The 22,683-nt window shown below is 52.9% G+C and carries 22 protein-coding genes; 11 read left to right on the plus strand and 11 right to left on the minus strand.

What is annotated here, in order from left to right:
* The first annotated feature begins 5 nt into the window (after nucleotides 1-5).
* The 5 genes from AC2TF6_RS21985 (at nucleotide 6) to AC2TF6_RS22005 (ending at nucleotide 5,180) form a co-directional block, all read left to right on the plus strand.
* Complete coding sequence (locus AC2TF6_RS21985) at nucleotides 6-1,067, plus strand: HD-GYP domain-containing protein (protein ID WP_491308494.1); 1,062 nt, start codon at nucleotides 6-8, stop codon at nucleotides 1,065-1,067.
* A 200-nt stretch (nucleotides 1,068-1,267) separates the two neighbouring features.
* Nucleotides 1,268-1,699 (plus strand): DUF308 domain-containing protein, encoded by a 432-nt coding sequence (locus AC2TF6_RS21990; protein WP_491308495.1) that lies wholly within the window; start codon nucleotides 1,268-1,270, stop codon nucleotides 1,697-1,699.
* A 452-nt stretch (nucleotides 1,700-2,151) separates the two neighbouring features.
* Nucleotides 2,152-3,525, plus strand: a complete 1,374-nt coding sequence (locus tag AC2TF6_RS21995; protein WP_491308496.1) for a S1 family peptidase — start codon at nucleotides 2,152-2,154, stop codon at nucleotides 3,523-3,525.
* 723 nt (nucleotides 3,526-4,248) lie between these two features.
* Complete coding sequence (locus AC2TF6_RS22000; RefSeq protein ID WP_491308497.1) at nucleotides 4,249-4,560, plus strand: tyrosine-type recombinase/integrase; 312 nt, start codon at nucleotides 4,249-4,251, stop codon at nucleotides 4,558-4,560.
* A 398-nt stretch (nucleotides 4,561-4,958) separates the two neighbouring features.
* Nucleotides 4,959-5,180 (plus strand): tyrosine-type recombinase/integrase, encoded by a 222-nt coding sequence (locus AC2TF6_RS22005; RefSeq protein WP_491311704.1) that lies wholly within the window; start codon nucleotides 4,959-4,961, stop codon nucleotides 5,178-5,180.
* Between the two features lie 86 nt (nucleotides 5,181-5,266).
* On the opposite strand, the gene sufB is transcribed toward AC2TF6_RS22005, so the two are convergent.
* The 7 genes from sufB to AC2TF6_RS22040 form a co-directional block, all read right to left on the minus strand.
* Nucleotides 5,267-6,664 (minus strand): Fe-S cluster assembly protein SufB, encoded by a 1,398-nt coding sequence (gene sufB / locus AC2TF6_RS22010; protein ID WP_009671499.1) that lies wholly within the window; start codon nucleotides 6,662-6,664, stop codon nucleotides 5,267-5,269.
* A 27-nt stretch (nucleotides 6,665-6,691) separates the two neighbouring features.
* Nucleotides 6,692-7,120 carry a Fe-S cluster assembly sulfur transfer protein SufU gene (gene sufU, locus AC2TF6_RS22015; protein WP_009671527.1) on the minus strand — a complete coding sequence of 143 codons (429 nt, stop codon included), beginning with the start codon at nucleotides 7,118-7,120 and terminating at the stop codon, nucleotides 6,692-6,694.
* Nucleotides 7,107-8,333 (minus strand): cysteine desulfurase, encoded by a 1,227-nt coding sequence (locus AC2TF6_RS22020; RefSeq protein ID WP_009671498.1) that lies wholly within the window; start codon nucleotides 8,331-8,333, stop codon nucleotides 7,107-7,109. The genes sufU and AC2TF6_RS22020 overlap by 14 nt, the downstream gene beginning before the upstream one ends.
* Nucleotides 8,330-9,625, minus strand: a complete 1,296-nt coding sequence (gene sufD, locus AC2TF6_RS22025; protein ID WP_491308498.1) for a Fe-S cluster assembly protein SufD — start codon at nucleotides 9,623-9,625, stop codon at nucleotides 8,330-8,332. Before sufD ends, AC2TF6_RS22020 begins: the two co-directional genes overlap by 4 nt.
* A 32-nt stretch (nucleotides 9,626-9,657) precedes the next feature.
* On the minus strand, nucleotides 9,658-10,494 hold the full coding sequence (sufC, locus tag AC2TF6_RS22030; RefSeq protein ID WP_042229035.1) for a Fe-S cluster assembly ATPase SufC: 837 nt from the start codon (nucleotides 10,492-10,494) through the stop codon (nucleotides 9,658-9,660).
* Nucleotides 10,495-10,849: 355 nt separating this feature from the next.
* On the minus strand, nucleotides 10,850-11,443 hold the full coding sequence (locus AC2TF6_RS22035) for a DUF1802 family protein (protein WP_491308499.1): 594 nt from the start codon (nucleotides 11,441-11,443) through the stop codon (nucleotides 10,850-10,852).
* 246 nt (nucleotides 11,444-11,689) lie between these two features.
* Nucleotides 11,690-12,139 (minus strand): Dps family protein, encoded by a 450-nt coding sequence (locus tag AC2TF6_RS22040; RefSeq protein ID WP_491308500.1) that lies wholly within the window; start codon nucleotides 12,137-12,139, stop codon nucleotides 11,690-11,692.
* A 201-nt stretch (nucleotides 12,140-12,340) separates the two neighbouring features.
* Between AC2TF6_RS22040 and mtnK the strand changes: the two genes are divergently transcribed.
* Entirely contained in the window at nucleotides 12,341-13,567 is a 1,227-nt protein-coding gene (gene mtnK / locus AC2TF6_RS22045) for an S-methyl-5-thioribose kinase (protein WP_491308501.1), read from the plus strand.
* Entirely contained in the window at nucleotides 13,567-14,676 is a 1,110-nt protein-coding gene (mtnA, locus tag AC2TF6_RS22050) for an S-methyl-5-thioribose-1-phosphate isomerase (RefSeq protein WP_491308502.1), read from the plus strand. Before mtnK ends, mtnA begins: the two co-directional genes overlap by 1 nt.
* Before the next feature lie 127 nt (nucleotides 14,677-14,803).
* Here the strand turns inward: mtnA and AC2TF6_RS22055 are convergent, their stop codons facing one another.
* Both AC2TF6_RS22055 and AC2TF6_RS22060 read right to left on the minus strand, forming a co-directional pair.
* Complete coding sequence (locus AC2TF6_RS22055; protein ID WP_491308503.1) at nucleotides 14,804-14,941, minus strand: hypothetical protein; 138 nt, start codon at nucleotides 14,939-14,941, stop codon at nucleotides 14,804-14,806.
* Nucleotides 14,942-15,144: 203 nt separating this feature from the next.
* Nucleotides 15,145-15,846, minus strand: a complete 702-nt coding sequence (locus tag AC2TF6_RS22060) for a TetR/AcrR family transcriptional regulator (RefSeq protein ID WP_491308504.1) — start codon at nucleotides 15,844-15,846, stop codon at nucleotides 15,145-15,147.
* Between the two features lie 160 nt (nucleotides 15,847-16,006).
* Here AC2TF6_RS22060 and AC2TF6_RS22065 point away from each other — a divergent pair, with 160 nt between their 5' ends.
* The gene (locus AC2TF6_RS22065) at nucleotides 16,007-17,707 is read left to right on the plus strand and encodes a DHA2 family efflux MFS transporter permease subunit (RefSeq protein WP_491308505.1); all 1,701 of its coding nucleotides are present in this window, start codon (nucleotides 16,007-16,009) and stop codon (nucleotides 17,705-17,707) included.
* A 277-nt stretch (nucleotides 17,708-17,984) separates the two neighbouring features.
* On the opposite strand, the gene AC2TF6_RS22070 is transcribed toward AC2TF6_RS22065, so the two are convergent.
* The gene (locus AC2TF6_RS22070; protein WP_491308506.1) at nucleotides 17,985-18,944 is read right to left on the minus strand and encodes an aldo/keto reductase family protein; all 960 of its coding nucleotides are present in this window, start codon (nucleotides 18,942-18,944) and stop codon (nucleotides 17,985-17,987) included.
* Between the two features lie 196 nt (nucleotides 18,945-19,140).
* On the opposite strand from AC2TF6_RS22070, the gene AC2TF6_RS22075 reads away from it, so the two are divergent.
* A complete protein-coding gene (locus tag AC2TF6_RS22075) occupies nucleotides 19,141-19,506 on the plus strand; it encodes a winged helix-turn-helix transcriptional regulator (protein WP_326054444.1) in 366 nt (121 codons plus the stop codon).
* 84 nt (nucleotides 19,507-19,590) lie between these two features.
* Nucleotides 19,591-20,061 (plus strand): ester cyclase, encoded by a 471-nt coding sequence (locus AC2TF6_RS22080; protein ID WP_491308507.1) that lies wholly within the window; start codon nucleotides 19,591-19,593, stop codon nucleotides 20,059-20,061.
* A 398-nt stretch (nucleotides 20,062-20,459) separates the two neighbouring features.
* On the opposite strand, the gene AC2TF6_RS22085 is transcribed toward AC2TF6_RS22080, so the two are convergent.
* Entirely contained in the window at nucleotides 20,460-21,455 is a 996-nt protein-coding gene (locus AC2TF6_RS22085; RefSeq protein ID WP_491308508.1) for a Gfo/Idh/MocA family protein, read from the minus strand.
* Nucleotides 21,456-21,753: 298 nt separating this feature from the next.
* Between AC2TF6_RS22085 and AC2TF6_RS22090 the strand changes: the two genes are divergently transcribed.
* Nucleotides 21,754-22,374 carry a pyridoxamine 5'-phosphate oxidase family protein gene (locus AC2TF6_RS22090; protein WP_491308509.1) on the plus strand — a complete coding sequence of 207 codons (621 nt, stop codon included), beginning with the start codon at nucleotides 21,754-21,756 and terminating at the stop codon, nucleotides 22,372-22,374.
* Nucleotides 22,375-22,683 lie beyond the last annotated feature (309 nt).

Raw genomic sequence — 22,683 nt, forward strand, 5'->3', positions numbered from 1 at the left:
ATTCAATGAGAATTCATATAACAGATCTGCAGGTGGGTGACCGTCTAGCCCGCGATACGTTCAATTCTATCGGATTGAATATTTTATCGGCCGACACGAAAGTGGATGAGTTCGATATTTTGAAACTGAACAAGCATCAGATTGAATATGTGGACATCGAAGACCGTCCTCTGCCCGGCAGCGAAGCTCATTCGCAAACCGCTGCTGCTTCCTCGGAGCTTTTGCGGCAGGAGGAATCGTTCCACTCCGCTATCGGCGGTATCAAAGACTTATTCGAAAGCGCGATCCGGACAGGCAAGCTTTCCGATCCGGTTGTCGAGCAGTACTATGGTCCCCTCATCTCTAGTGTGCGGGAAGAAAAAGACGTCGTGAATCTGCTGCTCTGCCTGGACAGCCGCGATGATTATACATACCAGCACAGCGTACAGGTCGGCCTCATCTCCTACTTTATTTCGATCTGGCTGGGCAAATCCGAAGAGGAGGCCAAGGAAATCGGCAAAGCCGGCTATCTTCACGATATCGGAAAATGCAGGATCAGCTTCGACGTGCTGCATAAACCGGGCAAGCTTACGGAAGAAGAGTATGCCGAGATGAGAAAGCATACCGTTTACGGCTACGAAATTATACGTAATTCAATTGCCGATGAACTGTCTGCGCTCGTCGCCTTGCAGCATCACGAACGGCTCAACGGCTCCGGGTATCCGCTGGGCAAAACCGCCGAAGCGATCCATCCAGCCGCCAAAATCGTTGCCGTAGCCGACGTATACAGCGCCATGATCAATAACCGTTCGTACCAGACCAAGCGGGATCTGCTTTACGTCCTGAAAGAGCTTCACAAAATGAGCTTCGGTGAGCTTGATCCTCAAGCGGTTCATGTTTTTATCGCCAACATGGTCCCGAATTTTATCGGTAAGAAAGCCACCTTATCCAACGGTCAGTCCGGCACCATCGTCATGACCTTTCCGAATGATTATTTCCGCCCCCTTATTCAGATTGACGATGCCGGAGATACGTTCGTCGACCTTACACAGCGGACCGATCTGGAGATTCAATTCATCACGGTCTAGTAAGCGCTTCATTTCTAATGCTGCAAAATGCAACAGCCGCCGCTCCCTTTGGGATTGTGCGGCTGTTTTGTGCTACAATGACCCTATCGGTACACGGTCCACCGATCCGCCGATTCGGCGATCCTCTCATAACCGGATATGCCAGATCCGTCGGTGGTAAATTCGGCAACCCAACCCTTCCTTAAGGAGGCGCATGCATCTTGACCGATGACAAACACAAAGAACAGCCATTTGTAACGATAAATCGCCAGCCTGATCCGCTACGGGAAGGCACGTTCGTAAACAATGAAGAGAGCGAACCCTTGCGAGAACCCGAGATTCCCTCGGCATCTTCTTCCGGTTACACCCCGCCCCCCGTAAAACCGAGAAAGACTTCGGCTGTCCTGGCGGTGCTCTGCGGCATTTTGGCGGTCCTTTTTAACCTGCTGGTTGTTACGCTTCCCCTCGGCATTATCCTCGGGATTACCGCCTTCGGTTCGGGCCTTATCGCCAGACGCTCTCACCGGCGGTCCGCTGGGCTTGTCCTCTCCCTTTTCTCGTTTCTGATCTTAGCGGTTTGGCTTGCCAGCGCCCTGGTCCCGCTTGCTGTTGATCCCACGATAAAAGTCGGCCTGCGGCATTTGACTTGCTAAGCCTCGCAGCGTTAGGCCGTCCGGTTACGGGGCTTCTCTTTTAATCAAATTAAAGGACATACCTAGTATCCGGACGATTTAGGGGCTTGGCCGACCACCGTGCGGCGTCGCAACACATGCTTGGGATTCATGAAGGCTCAGTGATTGCTGCGACATTGTCTTCATCCCGGGAGGATTCCGTGCGAGGGCGTGGATTGAACACAAACAGAGCAGCGAGGATAATTGATATCCTTGCTGTTCTGTTTGTGTTCGTTAGCTTATATTGTTTCATAACAACCACAAGGAAAGCCCCCAGTACAAACAACCAAAAAATGAAACCGCCAAGCTAATGTTAATGTTTTAATTTGAAAAATTTGGATTTATTGTATTGATTATACAATTTGTTTAATGTAGTATTTATATTACATATATGGCCATATATGAAAAAATGAATCGAATGGGAGTGAGATTTTATGAAAAGGTTTTTGAAAGCTATTAGTATTTTCTCAATGTCTATGTTCCTAGCGATTCCGAACGCAATGGCAAGCGAATTAAACACAAATGCTCAGAATGTAGACAAAACAACTGGGCAAAATGAAAAAATTGAGAAGGCGAAAAAGTTTAGAAGTCTTTATAAGCTTAATGCTGATGAAGAAACCATTAGCAAAGTGGAAAGTAATCCGCATTATAAAGAAAAATCATCCGAATTTGGAGTTGCCCTTACAGATGATGAATATAGAAATTTAAAAAAGAGAAACGAAATCATTGAAAATACTGCAAAACTCAAATCAAATGTAATAGATAAGGAACTCAAAAGCGTTTTTGGCGGACTCTACTTTGAACATACGAAGGATGGAGTCACGGTTAATATCGGAATAAAGAATAAGGAGGACAACGGAACAGCTATAAAACAAATTCAAGCGGGCTCTGAAGTTGGCATTAATTTTTTTAACGTAGACAACACCCTAGACGAATTGAATGAAAAACAAAATAAAATCAATGACTATCAAATTGCCCATAGTAATAGTCCTATTTTGTCTTCGAGTCTATCTGAAAAAGAAAATAAACTCATTATTGGCCTTGCAAGCGAAGACACAAATACAATTGCTTTGTTAAATAAATTGATCGGCGAAAAATATTATAAAACTTTCATCGAAACAAGAGCTTTTAAACCCGCAAGCAGAACTTCTTACACAAGACCATTAGTTGCAGGTTTAGCACTGGAAAACGCCTATGGTTGCACTGGTGCATTTAATGCAATAACATCGAGTGGCGGATATGTGCATCTTACTGCAGGACACTGCGCAAGCAAAAATACTCAGAGTGTTTCAGTTGGCCAAGGTGGGCAAGTATTTGGCTTTATCAATAATTTAATTGGGCACAACCAATATTGGAAAGATACGAATGCTGATGCTGCTGCAATAACTGCTTCCAACTCATCATATGCTAATTCTTATTACACTTATGAGGGCAAGAAGCTTCGAAAATACAGCACTAGCTTTGGAGACCCTCTTAATCCGTCTAGACCCAACTATTACGGCGCAACTGTTTGCTTCTCTGGAAATGTTTCGGGTGTGCAATGCGGTACAATTTATAATTCTAGTTGGGGCTTCAGAAATGCTGATGGGTACTGGATGTCTAATATGATTATGACCTATGCAAAAGCTCAATCGGGTGATAGTGGGTCCGGCCTGTACGCTTCATATGGGTCAGATTATGTAATTCCAATGGGAATCCTGCATTCGAGTGTTGCTAATAATTCTGGACAGGTCGAGGGCTCAACTTTTAGTGATATTGAAAATGTGCGGAGTGCCCTAGGGCTCTCGAGTTTAGTATTCGCCCCTTAGAAAAAAATGACATAGCGAACGGCGTCAAGCCTGCGGGTTAACTTCAGGAAAAAAGGCCCACTAACATTGGGACTGACCCCGGAATTTTGAGACAAATTAAAAGCACCTTCAAGAGAATGCAACCATGTCGTAAGATATGGAGACAACTTTGGAGGTGTTTTTTTCGTTGGCAACCAGAGTAAGCTACCCGGTAGAAGTAAATAAGAAAAACATTGAAATGAGATTGGCTGGCATTCCAGTGAAATGAAGTCATGAAGAAGTTGAATATAAAAAATGAGACTCAATTAAAAAGATGGCTACGTTGGTATCGAAGCGGAGAGATTCATCGCCTTGAACAACCTGTCGGTAAACAATACCGTTATGGTAAAGGTCCTGAATATACATCAGAGGTTGAAAAATTGAAAGCCGAGAACCGCTTTCTAAAACAACAACTGGATATGTTAATAAAGTACAAGGATCTAGAAAGGAGGTGTCGCCAGAAATCGTCCTCCCATGAATGGAGGCCATTCGAGGAGCAATAAGCCTATCTCAAACTTGTACTGCCAATTTTATTCCACATTCTTTATGATCTAAAGGTTGTTTTTGTCACTTACAAACTCAAACTACACCTAGGTTACCACCCCTCTTGATTACGCTTTCCAGTCCCTAGAGGGCAGTTCATATACAAAAAAAACACCAAGGAGTGAATGAAAAAGCAAATGGCAACATTTAGACAGCTACCTAGTGGAAAATGGCAGACACGAGTTTCCCGAGACGGAACAGAGTCCAGTATCTACAAAAAAAGAAGCGGAGATTGAAGCTGGCAAAGTAGAAGAACGTATATATTACAGCCAAACACTAAATGATCGCAACATGCTTTTTGTAGAAGTCGCTGATGAATGGTTTAAAAATAAAAACCATGAAGTCAAGGACTCTACAATTGAACAGATCGAAACTATCGTAAGACTGCACATTAAGCCTGATTTTGAGAATCGAAGAATTATGAAAATTCGTCGGACAGACATTAAAGTTGGGTTCAAAAGTACGTCGATTTAAAGGACGAGAACGGGGAGGAGAAATACTCTTATGGATCAATCCTTAAATATCTATCAGTTATGAAGAGCATTTTCCACTACGCAGTGCACGGAATGGAGGTTCTTGAGAAAAATCCCGCTGATCGACTCAACGTTCAGTCAAAGACTCAACACATAAGAAACAAGAAATTAAGAACTTTTCATTTAAAGAACTGCACCAGCTATTGAATTACATGGAAAATTATAAACATCAGCGTTTTGAAGAATACCCAATCTACTATATACTTATGTATTTCTTGAGTCGTACAGGATTACGAATCAGCGAGGCATTAGCATTATAGTGGACAGACATAGGAGGATCATATTATTTCCCAAAATTACTTAGAAAATTATCTAACCCCCTCCAGCGTTCGTGAATCAATTCAAAAATATTGCGCGCAGGCTGATGTTGGATATAAAGGTACTCACGGATTTAGGCATACGCATGCCGTGTTATTACTTGAATCTGGAGCGATGCTGATATTAGTATCCAAACGTCTAGGGCACAAGACAATTAAAACAACAGCGGATACATACCTGTCAATAACTCCAAAAATCGAAGAAGACGAACTCGGAAAGTTCGCCTCCTACGCCAAAATCTAATTTGAATCGGCACGAAATCGAAACAAGCGATTTATCCCGAATTATAAATAGCCAAAAATCTTTGTTAGAACAGGGGTTTTGCGACGTTACCCGATACTGCCTTCCATCTCGAACTTGATGAGTCGGTTCATTTCAACCGCGTACTCCATCGGAAGTTCTTTCGTGAACGGCTCGATGAATCCCATTACGATCATTTGCGTCGCTTCGCCTTCCGACAGACCGCGGCTCATCAGGTAGAAGAGCTGATCTTCGGATACTTTCGAAACGGTCGCTTCGTGCTCCAGCGTGATGTTGTCGTTCATGATTTCGTTGTACGGAATAGTGTCGGACGTGGATTGTTTATCCATAATCAGCGTGTCGCACTTGATGTTGGATTTCGCGCCTGCGGAATTGCGGCCGAAGGAAGCGAGTCCGCGGTACGTTACTTTACCGCCGTGCTTGGAAATCGACTTCGAAATGATCGTCGAAGTGGTGTCCGGAGCAAGGTGGATCATTTTCGCACCGGCATCCTGATGCTGGCCTTTGCCTGCAACGGCAATGGACAGAACGGAGCCTTTGGCGCCGCGGCCTTTAAGCACGACAGCCGGGTATTTCATCGTCAGCTTGGAGCCGATGTTGCCATCCACCCATTCCATGTTCGCGCCTTCTTCAGCGACGGCACGTTTGGTAACGAGGTTGTAGATGTTCGGCGCCCAGTTCTGGATCGTGGTGTAACGGGCACGGGAGTTTTTGCGGCATACGATTTCAACGACCGCGCTGTGAAGCGAGTTCGTGCTGTATACCGGAGCAGTACAGCCTTCTACATAGTGAACGAAGCTGTCTTCGTCCGTGATGATCAGGGTACGCTCGAACTGACCCATATTTTCCGAGTTGATACGGAAATACGCTTGAAGCGGAACTTCGCATTTTACGCCTTTCGGTACGTAAATGAAGCTGCCGCCGGACCATACGGCGCTGTTCAGCGCGGCAAACTTGTTGTCGGTCGGAGGAATAACGGTTCCGAAATATTCACGGAACAGCTCCGGGTATTCACGAAGCGCGCTGTCGGTGTCCATGAAGATCACGCCTTGATCTTCAAGTTCTTTCTGCATGCTGTGGTAAACGACTTCGGACTCGTACTGAGCGGATACGCCGGCGAGGAACTTCTGTTCCGCTTCCGGAATACCGAGCTTGTCGAACGTTTCCTTAATCTCGGTCGGAACCTCTTCCCACGTCTTGCCCTGCTTCTCGGACGGCTTGACATAGTACTGGATGTCGTTGAAATCGAGATCATCCAGGTTACCGCCCCAACGCGGCATCGGCATGCTGAAGAACTGTTCCAGCGATTTCAGACGGAACTCGAGCATCCACTCGGGTTCGCCTTTCATTCTGGAAATTTCGGTGACGATTTCGGCGTTCAGCCCTTTTCCCGATTGGAAAATAGACTTGTGCTCGTCCCGAAAGCCGTATTTGTACTCTTCCATTTCTGGCATTTGCTTAGCCATCGTACCAACCTCCTTTAATTTTGCTAATTACGATTGCTTCGTCTGTTCGATTCCCTTGCGGAGCGCGTTCCATGCGAGTGTGGCGCATTTGATACGCGCCGGGAACTTGTTCACACCGGACAAAGCCTCTATATCTTCGTATTCGAATTCAACGTCTTCGCCCTTCATCAGCTTGGAGAAATTCTCTGCCATTTCGAGCGCTTCTTCGAGCGTTTTGCCTTTGACGGCATCCGTCATCATCGAAGCCGAGGACATCGAAATGGAGCATCCCTCGCCCACATACTTAGCGGCTTTGACTTTTCCGTCTTCTACCTGCATCTGCAAAGTGATCCGGTCCCCGCACGTAGGGTTGTTCAAGTTGATCGAAACTGATTCGTTATCGTCGAACGACCCGCGGTTTCTCGGCGTTTTATAATGATCCATGATGACTCTGCGGTATAAATCATCCAATTGCATGACCGAAATACTCCTTTGTTTTTAGTAAGCCCTGGACGAGTCGGTCGATGTCATCTTCAGTATTGTATAAATAAAAGCTGGCGCGTGCCGTAGCCGATTGTTCCAGCCAGCGCATCAGCGGCTGGCAGCAGTGGTGACCGGCACGAACGGCGATACCTTCGGCATCCAGCACCGTAGCCACGTCGTGCGGATGAACGTCACCGAGGTTAAAGGTGACAAGCCCGACGCGGTTGTTTCTCGGACCGTAAACATTCAGACCTTCAACTTCAAGCATACGCTCCAGCGCATAGGCAGTCAAGCTGGCATCGTGGTCGGCGATGGCGTCAAGGCCGATCTCCTCCAGGAAGTCGATAGCCGCTCCAAGACCGACGGCACCGGCGATAATCGGCGTTCCCCCCTCGAATTTCCAGGGGAGCTCCTTCCACGTGGAATCGTAAAGATCCACATGGTCGATCATTTCGCCGCCGAATTCAATCGGCTCCATCGCTTCAAGTAGCTCCTTCTTCCCATACAATACCCCGATTCCGGTCGGTCCACACATTTTGTGGCCGGAGAAGGCGAAGAAGTCGCAATCCAGATCCTGCACATCCACCTTCAGATGCGGGGCGCTCTGCGCGCCGTCCACCAGCATCTTGGCCCCGTGACGGTGAGCGATCTCGGCGATGGCTTTCACCGGGTTCAGGACGCCCAGGACGTTGGAAAGATGAACGACCGATACGAATTTCGTGCGGTCCGTAATGGTTGTTTCCACATCTTCAAGGGCGATGGAACCGTCCGCTTGAAGCGGGATATATTTAAGCGTGGCGCCGGTCGCCTTCGCGACCTGCTGCCATGGAATGAGATTGCTGTGATGTTCCATCGGCGTGATGACGATTTCGTCGCCTTCTCCGCAGATGGAGCGGGCATACGAGCTGGCAACCAGGTTGATCGCCGTCGTCGTGCCGCGTGTGAAGATGATTTCCTGCTCGGAGCGGGCGTTGATAAAACGAACGACCTTCGCACGCGCTCCTTCGTAAGCGTCTGTGGCACGGGACCCCAGGGTGTGGACGCCTCGGTGTACGTTCGAATTGTCCCATTCGTAATACTTTTTCAGGGCCTCGATGACTTGGACCGGCTTCTGGGAAGTCGCGGAGCTATCCAGATAAACGAGCGGATGCCCGTTCACTTCCTGATTCAAAATGGGGAACAGTTCGCGTATCTCCGAAGGTTTCATTGCCCCAGCTTCCTCTCTACCATAGTTTGCAGCTGCTCTTCCAGCTTGGCGATCGGAATCTCCGATACGACCGGAGCCAGGAAGCCGTAAATCAGGAGACGAGTGGCTTCCTCACGGGAAATCCCGCGGGACATCATGTAGTAAACCTGGTCCTGGTTTACTTGGCCCACGCTCGCCGCGTGACCGGCTTTTACGTCATCTTCGTCGATCAGAAGGATCGGATTGGCGTCGCCGCGGGCTTTCGGGCTGAGCATGAGCACGCGCTCCGTCTGCTGGCCGTTGGCGCCCGTTGCGCCTTTCTCGATCTTCGTGATGCCGTTGATGATGGCGGTAGCCTGGTCTCTCATAACGGCACGCGTAATCATGTCGCTGCTGGAGTTCAGACCGAAGTGAACCGCGCGTGTCGTCAGGTTCAGCTTCTGATCGTTCGTTCCCACGCAGATGACTTTCGCATCCGAGTAAGAGCCGTTGCCCTTCAGGATCGAAGTCGTGTCCGACATGGAGTTGCCCTGGTTCATTTCGCCGACGACCCAGTTCACGCGTCCGTCGTTCTCTACAACGGCACGGCGGTAAGTCAGATCCGTAACGCCTTCCGTCAGGTTGTGAACCGAAGCGAATTGAACGTTCGCGCCCGGCTTCACGAATACTTCGGTTACCCCGTTTTGTACAAGCGAAGCGCCGGTACCGACGGAAGTAAAGTTCTCCACGTAAGTGACGGAGCTGTTCGTATCCGCTACGATCAGGATGTGCGGAGAGAAGCTCGCTGCCGAATCATCGGACAGGAACAAGGCCTGCAGCGGGATTTCCACGTTTACGTTCTTCGGAACGTAAAGGAATACACCGCCGGTCCACGTTGCCGCATGCACGGCCGTCAGCAGGTTTTCGCCCGCTTCGACCGCTTTGCCGAGGTACGGCCGGACCAGGTCGCCGTGTTCGCGAACCGCGGTTTCAAGATCCGTAAAGATAACGCCGCGGCCGGCAAGTTCTTCGGACAGAGCCCGGTATACGGCTCCGGAGTTCCGTTGAACGATAATGTTCGTCTCTCCGACGAGTGTTTTAACCTGCTCCGGCAGCTCGCTGACGGAAGCAAGGGCTTGAGGCTCGCGGTACGTACCGAAAGAGCTCAGGTCCCAACGGTCCAATCTCGTTTTTTCCAATTTAGGCAGTTCCAAAGATCCCGCCAGATTTGCCGCCTGCACGCGCAGATCGGTCAACCACTCCGGCTCCTGTCTGGCTTTCGACGCTTGGGCGACGGCTTGGGAATCAACGGGAAGAATGGTTTGTGTCGTCATATCTATTTCCTCCTAATATATAGCCCAGGCCATTAGTTATATTTCGGTGCGGTTGTGTTCATAGGAACTTGGAATTCTTGCTCGTCGTCATTGCCGACTGTTTCGTCGACGATGCCCAGCTCTTCTTTAATCCAGTCATAGCCGTCTTTCTCCAGACGCTGCGCCAGCTCGGGACCGCCGGATTTGACGATTCTGCCCTGCATCATCACGTGTACGAAGTCAGGTGTTACATAATCCAGCAGGCGCTGGTAGTGGGTAATGATCAGGAAGCCGCGGTCTTCGCTGCGCATAGCGTTAACGCCTGTAGCGACGATGCGAAGGGCGTCGATATCGAGACCGGAGTCGATCTCGTCAAGAATAACGATGCGCGGATCGAGCATCAGCATTTGCAGAATTTCATTCCGCTTCTTCTCGCCGCCGGAGAAACCTTCGTTCAGGTAACGGTGCATGAACTCCGGATTCATTTCGAGTTCTTTCATTTTGCTTTCCATCTGGCGGATAAATTTGATCAGGGAAATTTCGCTGCCTTCTTCACGGCGCGCGTTGATCGCGCTGCGGAGGAAGTCGGCATTCGTTACGCCGGCGATTTCGCTCGGGTACTGCATAGCCAGGAACAGGCCTGCGCGCGCTCTTTCGTCGACGGCCATTTCCAGCACGTCTTCGCCGTCCAGGCTGATGGAGCCATCGGTCACTTCATATTTAGGGTGGCCCATAATCGTGGAAGCCAGCGTACTTTTACCGGTACCGTTAGGTCCCATGATGGCGTGGATTTCTCCGCCTTTAACTTCAAGGCTTAAGCCTTTCAGGATCTCTTTGCCTTCGATTTGTGCCTTAAGACCCTCTATTGTGAATACGGGTGCGTTTGCCATAGTGAATTAACCCTCCAACTTTTCAATGAATTTCACTTTATAATCATTCTAATATGATTATCAATGATTCTCAATAGCTTCATCATAGTCTATGCCGCCTGCTTAAATCAAGAAAGGGCATTTTCCCCGGTCTATCGTCTTTAATCGCCGTCATATGAGCTTTTTCATTGTGCGGCAAATAAAACTATGTAATTCCTTCCAGAATAACCAGCTTGCCGCAAAAAGAATCCGGTTTGAACAACTCCTGTTCATTCCTGGTCATTCCATGCTAAACCTACTCCGTCCTGGCCGCGGGAAGCCTGTTCAGGCTTCGGCAGTCGATGGGAAGGTATTGACACGGCCGGCTGCATGGAGACTAAGCCCCGTTGACCGGCCCGCCGTCCGTCAGAGCTTTCTCCACCCTGTCCACCGCCGCCCGGAACGCTTCGTCGCTCAGCACCGGCGCTCTGCCGGCGGACTCAAGCTCCCCGTGAAGCTCGATCCAGGACTTGCAGCCTTCATAGGAAGGATCGACGGCCAGGGTAACCGGCTTGTCCAGCTTATACACACGGAGCAGCATGACATGAAGGGGCTGCTTGCGCTTCCATTTCAATCTTTCCTCCGCAAAGGTTTCGGTCCAGATATGAAAAGGCTGCAGCTTCTCCAGCGTCTCCCCGTCGCTTATTTCGATGTCGCGGACCAATTCGGCCCAGGAGGAAATCGTCACCTGCCTGTCGTCCGGATTCCAGCCGTCCAACGTTTCTTGAAGTCTCGGCTGCGCGGAATCTTTGATGAGATGCGGCTTCTGATGCTCGTAGGTAGGATACAGGTAAAAAGCATCGGAAACGACGCGGAAATCCCGCGTTTCTTCGCGAATGCCGCCTTTGCGCATGATGAGAATCTGCTCGCCCTGCTCCAAAGCCTGTACGGCCGAAGCCCATTCTTTCAACGCCATTTGGGAATGTGTCACCGTTTACACCTCTCTTGCCCGTTATTCGGCTCACTCCCTCTTATTATAGTAGGCGTTTTCCCAAAAAGCCAAACCCGTCCGGCAAAAATCTCGGTAAATCGACGGTAAATTTTTTGCAAAGGCAACCGCAAAAAACCGGCGCGCCTCGTTAGAGGCCGCCGGCCGGCATCCGTAATCGGTATTTTGCCCGGATCGCAAGGCATATCACTGCGGCTGCGGTCAGCAAGTTCACACCGCCCGCTTCCGTCAGCCGTTCAGGAAAGAACCGAGCATCCAGCTGTGCTTCTCCAGGGACTTCGTAATGCCAAGCAGCATATCGGCGGTTCCTTCGTCTCCGGCTTCCTGGGCTTCTTTCATGCCCGTTTTGCATTCGCTTATGATCGTATCAAAATCGGCCAGCAGGGCGCGAACCATGGCATCCGGCTTCTCGCTTCCCGCGGCTTCCCCGATGCCGGACAATTCCAGGCACCCTTTGAGCGTGGCGACGGGTTTGCCTCCGATCGAAAGCAGACGTTCGGCCAGTTCATCGACATAGCCTGCCGCTTCGTTGTACAGTTCCTCGAACTTCACGTGCAGCGTGAAGAATTGATCTCCTTTTACATACCAATGATAATTGTGGAGCTTGACGTAAAGCACTGTCCAGTTGGCTACTTGTTTGTTCAATACTTTGTGGGCGGAACGGATCGCAATCGACATGACGTACCTCCTGATGTGGGATATCTTCCGGTAGTGTAGGCCGAACGGAGTCGTTTTATGTAAGCCGTGTCCAGGGACCGGAGCCCTAAAAATTGTGTTTCATGCAGGGGTGTTTTCCTTTATACTAGTATTTAAGTCGGAATTAACGGACAACCCGGTACAAGCCGCCACTTATTAATTCTTTCTCAGGAGGAACGCCAAATGACTACGACTTACCATGCGCTGACGGAAGCGGAAGCGATTGCATATGCCAAAGGACTGCCGAACATTTTCGCGCCCGACGCGGTGCTGACAAGCCGTGAGATCGGGGACGGCAATCTTAATCTTGTTTTTCACATCTCGGATGAAAAGTCCGGACGGAGCCTGATTCTGAAGCAGGCGCTGCCTTACGCGAAAGTCGTAGGAGAATCGTGGCCGCTTACGCTGGACCGCGCGCGGATCGAAAGCGAAGCCCTGCAGCTCCAGGGTTCCCTGTGCCCGGACCTCGTTCCTCACGTATTCGCGTATGAGAAGGAACTTGCGCTGACGGTTATGGAAGATTTGAGCGACCACGTCATCATGCGCAAGGGCTTGATCGAGAAAAACAAATACCCGCTCTTCGCGAAGCATATCGGCCGGTTTATGGCACGCACGCTGTTTTTCTCGTCGGATCTCGGAATGAACCAGCAGGAGAAGAAACTGCGGGTCGGCCGGTTCATTAATCCGGAGTTGTGCAAAATCACGGAGGATCTTATTTTCGACGATCCATACCGAGATTCGGAAAATAACAGCATCGAAGATCATTTGAAAGATGCCGTTCATGCTATCTGGCAGGACCGCGAACTTCATCTGGAAGTCGCCATTCTGCGCAATACGTTCCTGACGCGTGCCGAAGCTCTGCTTCACGGCGATCTGCATACGGGCAGTATTTTCATCAAAGAAGATTCCACGAAAGTAATCGACCCCGAATTCGCCTACTACGGGCCGATGGGCTTTGATATCGGTGCGGTGCTGGCCAATCTGCTGCTGAATTACGCAGGCCAGGAAGGCTGGAGCGCGGGCGAGGCCGAGCGCACATACTACCGGGAGTACCTGCTGGAAACCGTGAAAGAAGTGTGGACGGTATTCGAGCGTGAATTCCGCGCCCTGTGGGACAACGAAACCGTCGATCCGATGTCCGAAACGCCCGCCTATCAAGACTGGTACATGAACCGCGTTCTTCAGGAGACGATCGGATTCGCCGGCTGCAAAATGGTCCGCCGGATCTACGGCCTCTCGCACGTGGCGGACATAGACGGAATCGAAGACGCCGCGGCACGCGAACGGGCGCAGCGGCTTGCGCTTGCGATCGGCACGACCCTGATCAAGCGGAGCCGTCAGGCAAGCTCGATCGACGAACTGATTGCGGCCGCCCGCGAGGCTGCCGCCGCGAAGGAGGAAGTCCGCTAATGACTGCAAACGAAAACGGAGTACAAAGCGAAGGCCAGCGCGGCTGGGTCCAGTCCGTCCGCTGGAACGGAGAGCGGCTCGATCTTCTCGATCAGCGGCTGCTTCCGGAGGAAATCGTCTACCTGCCGCTGGAAACGCCCCACGAGGTGTGGGAAGCCATCCGCCACCTGAAAGTCCGCGGAGCGCCCGCAATCGGCATCGCGGCGGCTTACGGGGTCTTCCTCGGCATCCGCGACGCGCAGGAAGACGAATCGATCTCGCGCGAAGCGAACCGGCGCCGCCTGGCGGGAGAAGTCGCCAAACAGGCGGACTATCTCGGCACCTCGCGCCCGACCGCCGTCAATCTGTTCTGGGCGCTCGACCGGCTCAAGCGGCTGACGCAGAAGCTTGTCGAGATGGACATTTCGCACGGCGAAATGAAGCAGGCGGTTCTCACCGAGGCCATCCTGATCCAGGCTGAGGATGAAGAAACGAACCGCCGTATCGGCGAGTTCGCCCTGGAGCTTTTCGAGGACGGCATGGGCGTCCTCACGCACTGCAACGCCGGCGGACTCGCGACGGCGAAGTACGGCACCGCGCTGGCACCGTTCTACCTCGCGCAGGAGAAAGGCGTCTCGCTGAAGGTGTACGCCGACGAGACGCGCCCTGTCCTGCAGGGCGCGCGCCTGACGGCGTTCGAGCTTCAGCAGGCGGGCGTCGACGTGACGCTGATCTGCGACAATATGGCCGGCGCGGTCATGAAGAAGGACTGGGTGCAGGCCGTCATCGTCGGCACCGACCGCGTGGCCGCCAACGGCGACGTGGCCAACAAGATCGGCACGTACAGCGTGGCCGTGCTCGCCAAAGCCCACGGCATCCCGTTCTACGTGGCGTGTCCGATGTCCACGATCGACCTCAGCACGCCGACAGGGGAAGATATTCCGATCGAGGAGCGCGGCGAGGAAGAGATCACGCAGGGCTTCGGCAAGCGTACCGCCCCGCAGGGCGTCAAGGTGTATAATCCCGCTTTCGACGTGACGCCGAACGAATATGTGACGGCGATCATTACGGAGAAAGGGATTGTCCGCGCGCCTTTTGCGGAAAATCTCGCCAAATTGTTCGAAGAATAATCCGCCGGTTGTCCCGGCAAACAAGAAGCCAGCCCGGTAAAAATTCCGGGCTGGCTTTTGGCGCTGCGGGTCGCAGGGCAATGCTTACGGCAGAGAAGATTCAGGTTATTCACGCTGTTCATGCCGTTTATGTCGGGCGAGATATCGTGATGTTCATGCGGTTCATGATGTGCATGATGTGCACGATGTACGTAATGTTCATGATGTGCATGATGTTCATGCTGTGCACGATGTACATAATGTTCATGATGTGCATGATGTACATGCGCTTCATGCCGTTTATGGAGCTAGCATTCGGCACTTCCCTTGGAGATCAGAGTGTCTGTGGCGTTTGATCGCATGCAGCTCTCTTCCCCGTCGGAATTACAAACGGATGCCGGCTTGTGCCCCTGCACTCAGCAAGGAGAATCCGCCGCCGCTCGGCTCTTTACTGTTGCCCGTGTCCGAGACACACGTCCCGGACACAGATTAGGACGGGGAGCTTCCTCCCCGCGATGCCTTTTCGGCTTCGAGCGCCTTCTGGATGATGGCAGGCATATCGGGAAGGTCTTTCCAGATATCGAGCGAATCTTTCTCCGCTCCGAGCAGCTTTTCCAGAATTTCACCGATGGCTTGAAGCTTCGTCACTACTTCTTCTACCGTCCAGGCGAAAATGCCGGGGTCGTAGAGGAAAAACAAACCGACCATAAAAAACTCGACCACTTCCCGAGGATGGCTCGTATGGAAGCTCCCCTCCCCGATCCCCTGCTCGATAATGCCCGTAATGAAAGGCGTGTAAGCCTTGACGGATTCCACGAGCATTTTTTGATGAAGAAGCGCGTTGTTCTCATGATGCATATAATCCAGATTTTCCAGATTTTCTCCCCGCTTCACGAAATCTTCTTTCATGACCTTGATGATCTTCTCCCGCCCGGACAGCTCCGGGTCTTCCGCAATGGACGAAATAAGCCCCATGTGTTCATCCAGCATACGCCGGATCATCGTATCCGCCAGTTCGTCTTTCGACTTAAAATAATAATAAAAGGTCCCTTGAGCGACCCCGACCTGTTTAACGATATCGCTAACCGCCGTGCGTTCGTATCCCTTCACCCGGAACAGCGACTCCGCAGCGGATAAAAGTTCCTGTTTGCGTTCCTCCGGACTTTTCGTTACACGTGCCAACTTCTCCACCGCCTTTATGCCTGCCTGTCCGATTTCGGTTGAAAAATAATCGGAGAAGGAAGCTCTTTCTTTTAAATTTAACTATTGACTGTCAGTCAGTCAATGTTATATAGTTTTTTCATCGACTGATTGACAGTCAGTCAATACTATCTATGGAGGATTCCCACTCATGCAAAAATCACGCAAGATCCCCGCCATCGTTACTCTTCTGCTCGGTTTTTTTATGGCGATTCTCGACACAAGTATCGTCAATGTCGCGCTTCCCCGGATGAGCGAGTTTTACGGCGCGGACACCGCCGGCATTTCCTGGGTCGTGAACGGATACAGCCTGTCGTTCGCCGTTTTTCTGCTCGCCGCTTCCCGCCTCGCCGACCAGTTCGGCCGTAAAAAAGCGTTTATGGCCGGCTTGTTCCTCTTCACCTTGAGCTCCCTTCTGTGCGGTCTGGCAGGCTCGATCACGTCCCTCATCCTTTTCCGTGTTCTGCAAGGGATCGGCGCGGCATTGATCACCCCTCTGGTCGCCCCCCTGCTGCTGGCCCTGTTCCCTCCCGAAAAGAAAGCCGTCATGATGGGCATTACCGGCGCTTTGGCCGGCCTTGCGGCCGCAAGCGGACCCGCCCTGGGCGGCGTGCTCTCGTACCAGCTCGACTGGCAGTGGATTTTCTACATCAATATCCCGCTCGGCGTCCTGGCCCTCGTTCTGGCCGCCTCCTCCCTAGCGGAATCTTACGATCCGACGGCTACGCGAAAGCTCGACTGGGGCGGTATGCTGACGGTATCGGCCGCTTCGCTGGCCTTGACGCTCGCTTTTATGCAGGCGAACGAGAAAGGCTGGGATTCTCCTTATATTTTGTCCCTTTTCGCCGCGGCTCTGGTTTCCCTTCTCCTGTTCCTATGGATCGAATCCCGCGTAAAAGAACCGATGCTGCCGTTGTCTCTTTTCAGGATCAAACGGTTTCCCTCCGGCAATCTCGGCTTGTTCCTGCTCGGAATCGGCATGACCGGCCCGACCTTCATCCTCGCGTTCTTCCTCACGCAGGTGATCGGCATGACGGAGCTGCGCGCCGGACTCATTATTAGCGTCCTGGCCGTCGCGTCCATGATCTGCTCCGTGGTTGCCGCCAAAGGCGCCGCCAAGCTGGGCCCGCGGATTTTCTCGGTCACCGGAATGATCCTGCTGGCCCTCGGAACCTACCTGCTAGCGGGACTCACCACGGAATCCACGACTCTGGATTACATTTGGCGCCTGGTGATTGCCGGGATGGGAACCGGCATGGCGATCGCGAATTTGACCGCAACCACCGTTCTGCTTCCCCCGCCGGACAAAACGACCATCGCCATGGGCATCGGAACGATGGCCCGGACGATCGGAAGCGCGCTCGGCATCGCCGTTCTCGTCGCTCTGTTGTCCCAATCCATGCGGACCGAGATGGCTTCGGCCAAAACGGAGCTGGCGGAACGGCTCGCAAGCAGCTCTCTGTCTGCGGAGAGCAAGGCGGGACTTGCCGAGGCTCTGCAGCAGGCCGGAAGCCGCGGGACTGCTGCTGCGGGAGGCGCTTCAGGGGCGATGCGGGGCCTGCTCGACCAGTGGGACCGCAAGGAGCAGGAACAGCTCCAAGCCGCGTCCCCCGAAGCGGCCGGGCGGGTGAAGGAAGCCTTCGCCAAAGACAAAACGGAGCTGCAGGGCCTGCTCCCCCAGCTTCAGGCGACGGTGAATACCCATACGACGGCCGCGTTCGGCCTCGTGTTTAAAATCAGCTGCCTGGCTCTGCTTCTCGGCGCCGTCTGTGCTTTCGTTAACGGACGAAAGACGGCGGAGCCCGCACGGGAAGCGGAACGCGTGGAAAATGCCCTCCGCTCCCCGCAGTAGGCGGACGGCAAAACAAAATCACCGGTTCCAGGAACCGGTGATTTTTGTGCACCTGCATGGTTTATAGGCGTCCCAAGGTTAGGAACCGTGGGGATATGTGAGTTCAGGCGCGCATGGGGGCAAGGCCGAAAGGATGGCGAGAGACGCCCGGCCGGCGATTCAATTCTTGGATCGCGTTTGCAGTGCGTAATTCCGGCCCGGGGAACCAAACGGCTCCTCCGCGTCTTTGCCAAGCTGCTCGTCATTAAGAGGCGGGCTTGCCTCCGTCCCGAACCGGTTACTTCCCGGCCGCTTCGCTGCCCGAGAGAACCGCCTCGATCCGCTCCAGCACGTCCGCCGTCAGCTTCACGCCTTCAGCCTTCACATTCTGCTCCACCTGCTCCGGACGGCTCGCGCCTACGAGGGCGCTCGCTACGTTCGGCTGGCGCAGAATCCAGGCAAGGGCGAGCTGTCCCACGGTAAGATCCAGCTCCGCCGCGATGCCTTCGAGCTGCTTCACCTTCGCGATGTTCTCCGCCGTAACGGCGCCGCGCATCGTTTCGACTTTGGCGGCGCGGCTGTCCGCCGGGATGTCATCCGCCGACTTGTATTTGCCGGTCAGGAGTCCTTGCGCGAGCGGCGAGAATACGACCTGACCGATTCCTTTTTCCTCGCCCAGCGGGATGATGTCTTTCTCGATATACCGGTTGAACATGTTGTAAACCGGCTGGTTGACGACGATTTTATCCAGCAGGTATCTCTCGGCCAGACCGAGCGCATCCGCCATTTGAGCCGCCGTCCATTCGCTTACCCCTATGTAAAGCACTTTGCCCTGGGTAACGAGATCGTCAAGGGCGCGGAGCGTTTCCTCCAGCGGCGTCTCGGGATCGTACCGGTGGCAGTAATAAATGTCGACGTAATCGGTTCCCAGTCTTTTCAGACTGGCATGCGCCTGTTCCATGATATGCTTGCGGGAAAGGCCTCTGTCGTTCGGTCCTTCGCCCATCGGCCAGAAAGCTTTCGTCGCCAGCACATAAGATTCGCGCGGATATTCCTTCAAAGTGTCGCCGACCACCTTCTCGGCTTCCCCCTGCTTGTAAACGTTTGCGGTATCGAAGAAGTTAACGCCCAAATCGTAAGCTTTACGGATCGATTGAACCGCATTGTCACGTTCGACGTAGCCTCCATAAGTAAGCCAGCTTCCGAGGCTAATCTCACTGACCTTCAAGCCCGACCGTCCGAGTCTGCGATAATGCATGTTCCATAAACCTCCCCAATCTGTTTTCACGAAGCGGACAAGCCGCCTCCCATTGCCATCATAAAATACTTTCTATATGATGAACAGTAGTGATCTTTTTTTGATCATACCCATAAAATTGTAGCTGCTACACTTTTGTTTAGCAGGGCTCGGGCCTTGCGGCGGACTTATTTTTTTAAAAGGGGGAAGCGCCTTCATGACAGCTCAATCCGGGAAAATACCGGCGGAACCGGCGGCAAGCAGCTATATTCCGAAGGAGCCCTGCGTCATCGAATGCTCTATCGAAAAGACACTTGATGTAATCGGCGGAAAATGGGCGTTTCTTGTTATCCGGGAGCTTTTCGACGGAACGAGACGCTTTGGGGAGCTTCAGCGCAGCATTGCTTCGATCAGCCCTACCGCGCTGACGAATATTCTCCGCCATCTGGAGAAACAGGGCGTGCTCGAACGGAAAGCCTTCGCAACTGTGCCGGTTACGGTGGAATATACACTGACGCCGAAAGGCCGCGATTTACACAAGATTTTAAAAGAAATGAAGCTCTGGGCGGCAAAATGGACCTGACTGACGCAGGGACAAATTGTTCGGTCAACAGGCAGCGGACATAACATGCCGATACATGAACCAAGGAGAGCGGGGAAAAGAATCATGACAGCTTTAAGACCGGAAGAAGTGGTCAAGCGTTTTTTTGATGAAGTGCGGTCGGGAAAAAATCTAAAGGCCACTCCCGAGCTGATGGCCCGTAAAGTATTCGCCCACCAGGTCCAGTCGGAGCAAGAAGTGACGGTCGAGCGCACGCCCGAAGTTTATGCGGAACACGTGCAGGAAATGCTCGATGCCTACGGCCCCTTCACCCTGGAAGTGCAGGAACTCCTGGGCTCCGGCGACCGGGTGTACGTACGCTGGAAGCAGACGGGAACGCACATCGGTGAAGTCGACGGCTATCTGCCGACCGGCCTGCCCGTTATCGAGCTGGCGAGCGCGGTGTACCGGGTGGAGAACGGCAAAATCGCCGAATACTGGATCCAGATCGACCGGGCCGGTATCGAGCGTCAGTTGAAGAGCAATGCAGTTGAAGCCGGGGCGGTAACAGCGACGGCGGACGGGGCGGCGGACTAGCGGGCTGTCCTAGAAAATCGTAGAGCCGACGGATACAGGGGCGGTCCGGGATCACTGCGCTTTCGGTTGACGGGACAAGCAGCCGGACAAGGTACAAGGTACAAGGTACAAGGTACAAGGTACAAGGTACAAGGTACGCTAATGGTAGCCGAATCTCACAGAAAACCACAAAAAAAAGAAGCCGGTTAACTGGCTTCTTTTCTGTCTTTATACAGCGCGATGCCGGAAAAAAATGATCAGCAACGAGAGGCGCCGGGAAAGCGCCCGCAAGTTCTCCCGAAGGCATGCGGTGGCGCTGCCAAAACGTCCGTCGGCAGCCTGCACACCATTTACAGCACCGCATGCAGTTCCGGCGCGCAGTGCAGCGTCGCATGAGGGCGGGCCTCCATTCTCTTCTCTTAAAGCTTAACGGCGCAGCCGCTCGCTGCCGAAGCGTTGGACGCTTCCATCAGACGGGTAAGGTCCGCTGCCAGCAGCAGGTTTTCCTCCGCCCGGGTCCCGGACTCGATATGCGTCACCCACTGCTCGAAAGCCGAGGGCTTCGCCTGCGGGAGATCCGTCACCGTCTGCCACTCCTCCCCTTCCTGCGACCGCGTACGGAGCAGGAGCTTGTCGTCGTGCTGGGAGTACAGCAGGCTGCCCTGCGTGCCGTGAATCTCGATCACGAACGGGGAATGGCTGTTCACAAAGCCCGCTTCCACGATGCCCAGGGCGCCGCTCGGGTAACGCAGTACGCTTACCGCGTTATCTTCCGCTGGGCGTCCCGTCACGCTGCCGTAATTCGCTGTCAGGCTTTCCGGCATACCCAGGAATAAGCGGGTCAGGTACATCGGATGACAGCCGAGGTCGATCATGGCGCCCCCCTGCGCAGCGGATTCGTCGAAGAAACGCTCGGGAAGCCAGCCGCCCCCTTCTTCACGGCTCAATCCGCCGTTATGGGACAGTCTTGTGCGGACCAGCGTCAGTTTTCCGAGGACTCCCTGTTCGAGAATGTCCTGAATCGCCAAGGTATACGGAGCGTTCAATCTCGGCAGCGAAACCGTCATGGCTACTCCCGCTTCGCGGACCGCGTCCATAATCTCGTCGCACTCTTTGTTCGTGGCGGCAACGACTTTTTCCGTGAAGATATGCTTGCCCGCTTTGGCCGCCGCCACCATAACGTCCCGGTGAAGATGAGTCGGGGTCGTCACGATAATGCCGTCGATTTCATCGTCGGCAAGCAGCTCATCCAGGTTTTCGTAAAATGGAATTCCCCGGTTTTCCGCTTCTTTACGGCCTCTGGCCGGGTCTTCATCCCAGATCGCGGTAACCTGAGTGCCCGGATGCTGGTTGGCGTCTTTCTCGTAATCCAGGGCGTGAACGTGCCAGAAACTGAGCAGAGCGACTTTTAACATAAGAAAATACCTCCATTATGTCTGGTTGGTTTCGGTTAGCCGATAGGGTGAAGCCCCTGTCCGGCGCATGCCTTTTGTTTGGAAGCTGCATGTGAATACATAACTGCTTAAAAAATTGTTTTACAGCAATTTGAACGCGCGTACATCATACAGTGAAACCCACACCCTATCCTTTTGCTTGCGATCGGCTGCACAACTGGTCCACTAAAAATAGCGTAAAGTGGCTCTTTAGAAAAGTCAACCGTCCCGCTAAGATGAAAAAAACAGCCGCAACCAGGCAACCATAGGGGTGGAGAATTTGAGAAGAAAAGAATTCGGCGTGGAAGACTGGCAGGAAATCGAGCAGTTTATGAACGAAATGACATTCGGGATTCTGGGAACGACCGGCGAAGACGGGTACCCGAATTTAAAAGCTCTTAATTTTGTATACGCGGACGGCGCGATTTATGCCCACGGAAGCAAAGTCGGCGAAAAAATTTCGGACCTGGGTCGAAATCCTCTCGTCACTTTCGCCATAGCCAAGGAGTACGCGCTCATTCCTTCTTATTTTACGGAGCCCGTGTACGCCTGTCCGGCGACAGCCTTCTTTAAGTCCGTCGTGATAAAAGGCAAGGCCGTCCTCGTGGAAGATTTGGAGGAAAAAGCGAAGGCGCTCGGCGTCTTCATGGAAAAGCTTCAGCCCGAAGGAGGTTATGAACCTTTCTCCCTGGAAAACCCGGGCTACGTCAGCCAAATCCGCGGCGTCGCCGTCATCCGCATCGACGTGGACGACCTGTCCGCCAAGTTCAAGTTCGGGCAGAACATGAAAGGCGCCAAGCGCGAGGCCGTCGTGACCGGACTCGAAAACCGCGGGAAAGAACTGGACGAGGAAACCGTCCGTCTGATGAAGCTGTATTGTCCGGCGCACCGGGAGGGATAAAGGCGGACAAAGGTTCCGAGTGAGGGACGCTCCCGTTCCGTCCTCCTCGCACAGGAAGCACAGCAGGCTTAGCTGCTGTCGGCGGCCGCCTCCATGCGACGCCCGCCGCACGCGGGGAGCTGCAAACGCAGTGTGTAAGGCGTCAGCCGCCCCGCTTATCGAGCAGCCGTGCAGGAAGGAAGTCTGACGCAGACTGTGCCCTCCCTTGCCGGATGATAAAACCGAACAACCCGGTTCCGCTCTATACGGAACCGGGTTGATTTGATTTGCCGATCTCTGTCGGAGAGCGGCCTGTATCTGAATCTTGAT

This window comes from Paenibacillus sp. JNUCC 35 (genome assembly GCF_058269095.1).

Excerpts from the sequence above, each read along its gene's own strand:
- AC2TF6_RS22065 (WP_491308505.1), top strand. The coding sequence starts at position 16,007 with ATGCAAAAATCACGCAAGATCCCCGCCATCGTTACTCTTCTGCTCGGT.
- AC2TF6_RS22040 (WP_491308500.1), bottom strand. The coding sequence starts at position 12,139 with ATGTCGATTGCGATCCGTTCCGCCCACAAAGTATTGAACAAACAAGTA.
- mtnA (WP_491308502.1), top strand. The coding sequence starts at position 13,567 with ATGACTGCAAACGAAAACGGAGTACAAAGCGAAGGCCAGCGCGGCTGG.
- AC2TF6_RS22075 (WP_326054444.1), top strand. The coding sequence starts at position 19,141 with ATGACAGCTCAATCCGGGAAAATACCGGCGGAACCGGCGGCAAGCAGC.
- AC2TF6_RS22055 (WP_491308503.1), bottom strand. The coding sequence starts at position 14,941 with ATGTACATCATGCACATCATGAACATTATGTACATCGTGCACAGCATG.
- AC2TF6_RS22020 (WP_009671498.1), bottom strand. The coding sequence starts at position 8,333 with ATGAAACCTTCGGAGATACGCGAACTGTTCCCCATTTTGAATCAGGAA.
- AC2TF6_RS22085 (WP_491308508.1), bottom strand. The coding sequence starts at position 21,455 with ATGTTAAAAGTCGCTCTGCTCAGTTTCTGGCACGTTCACGCCCTGGAT.
- AC2TF6_RS22070 (WP_491308506.1), bottom strand. The coding sequence starts at position 18,944 with ATGCATTATCGCAGACTCGGACGGTCGGGCTTGAAGGTCAGTGAGATT.
- sufB (WP_009671499.1), bottom strand. The coding sequence starts at position 6,664 with ATGGCTAAGCAAATGCCAGAAATGGAAGAGTACAAATACGGCTTTCGG.
- sufD (WP_491308498.1), bottom strand. The coding sequence starts at position 9,625 with ATGACGACACAAACCATTCTTCCCGTTGATTCCCAAGCCGTCGCCCAA.
- sufU (WP_009671527.1), bottom strand. The coding sequence starts at position 7,120 with ATGCAATTGGATGATTTATACCGCAGAGTCATCATGGATCATTATAAA.
- AC2TF6_RS21995 (WP_491308496.1), top strand. The coding sequence starts at position 2,152 with ATGAAAAGGTTTTTGAAAGCTATTAGTATTTTCTCAATGTCTATGTTC.
- sufC (WP_042229035.1), bottom strand. The coding sequence starts at position 10,494 with ATGGCAAACGCACCCGTATTCACAATAGAGGGTCTTAAGGCACAAATC.
- AC2TF6_RS21985 (WP_491308494.1), top strand. The coding sequence starts at position 6 with ATGAGAATTCATATAACAGATCTGCAGGTGGGTGACCGTCTAGCCCGC.
- AC2TF6_RS22080 (WP_491308507.1), top strand. The coding sequence starts at position 19,591 with ATGACAGCTTTAAGACCGGAAGAAGTGGTCAAGCGTTTTTTTGATGAA.
- mtnK (WP_491308501.1), top strand. The coding sequence starts at position 12,341 with ATGACTACGACTTACCATGCGCTGACGGAAGCGGAAGCGATTGCATAT.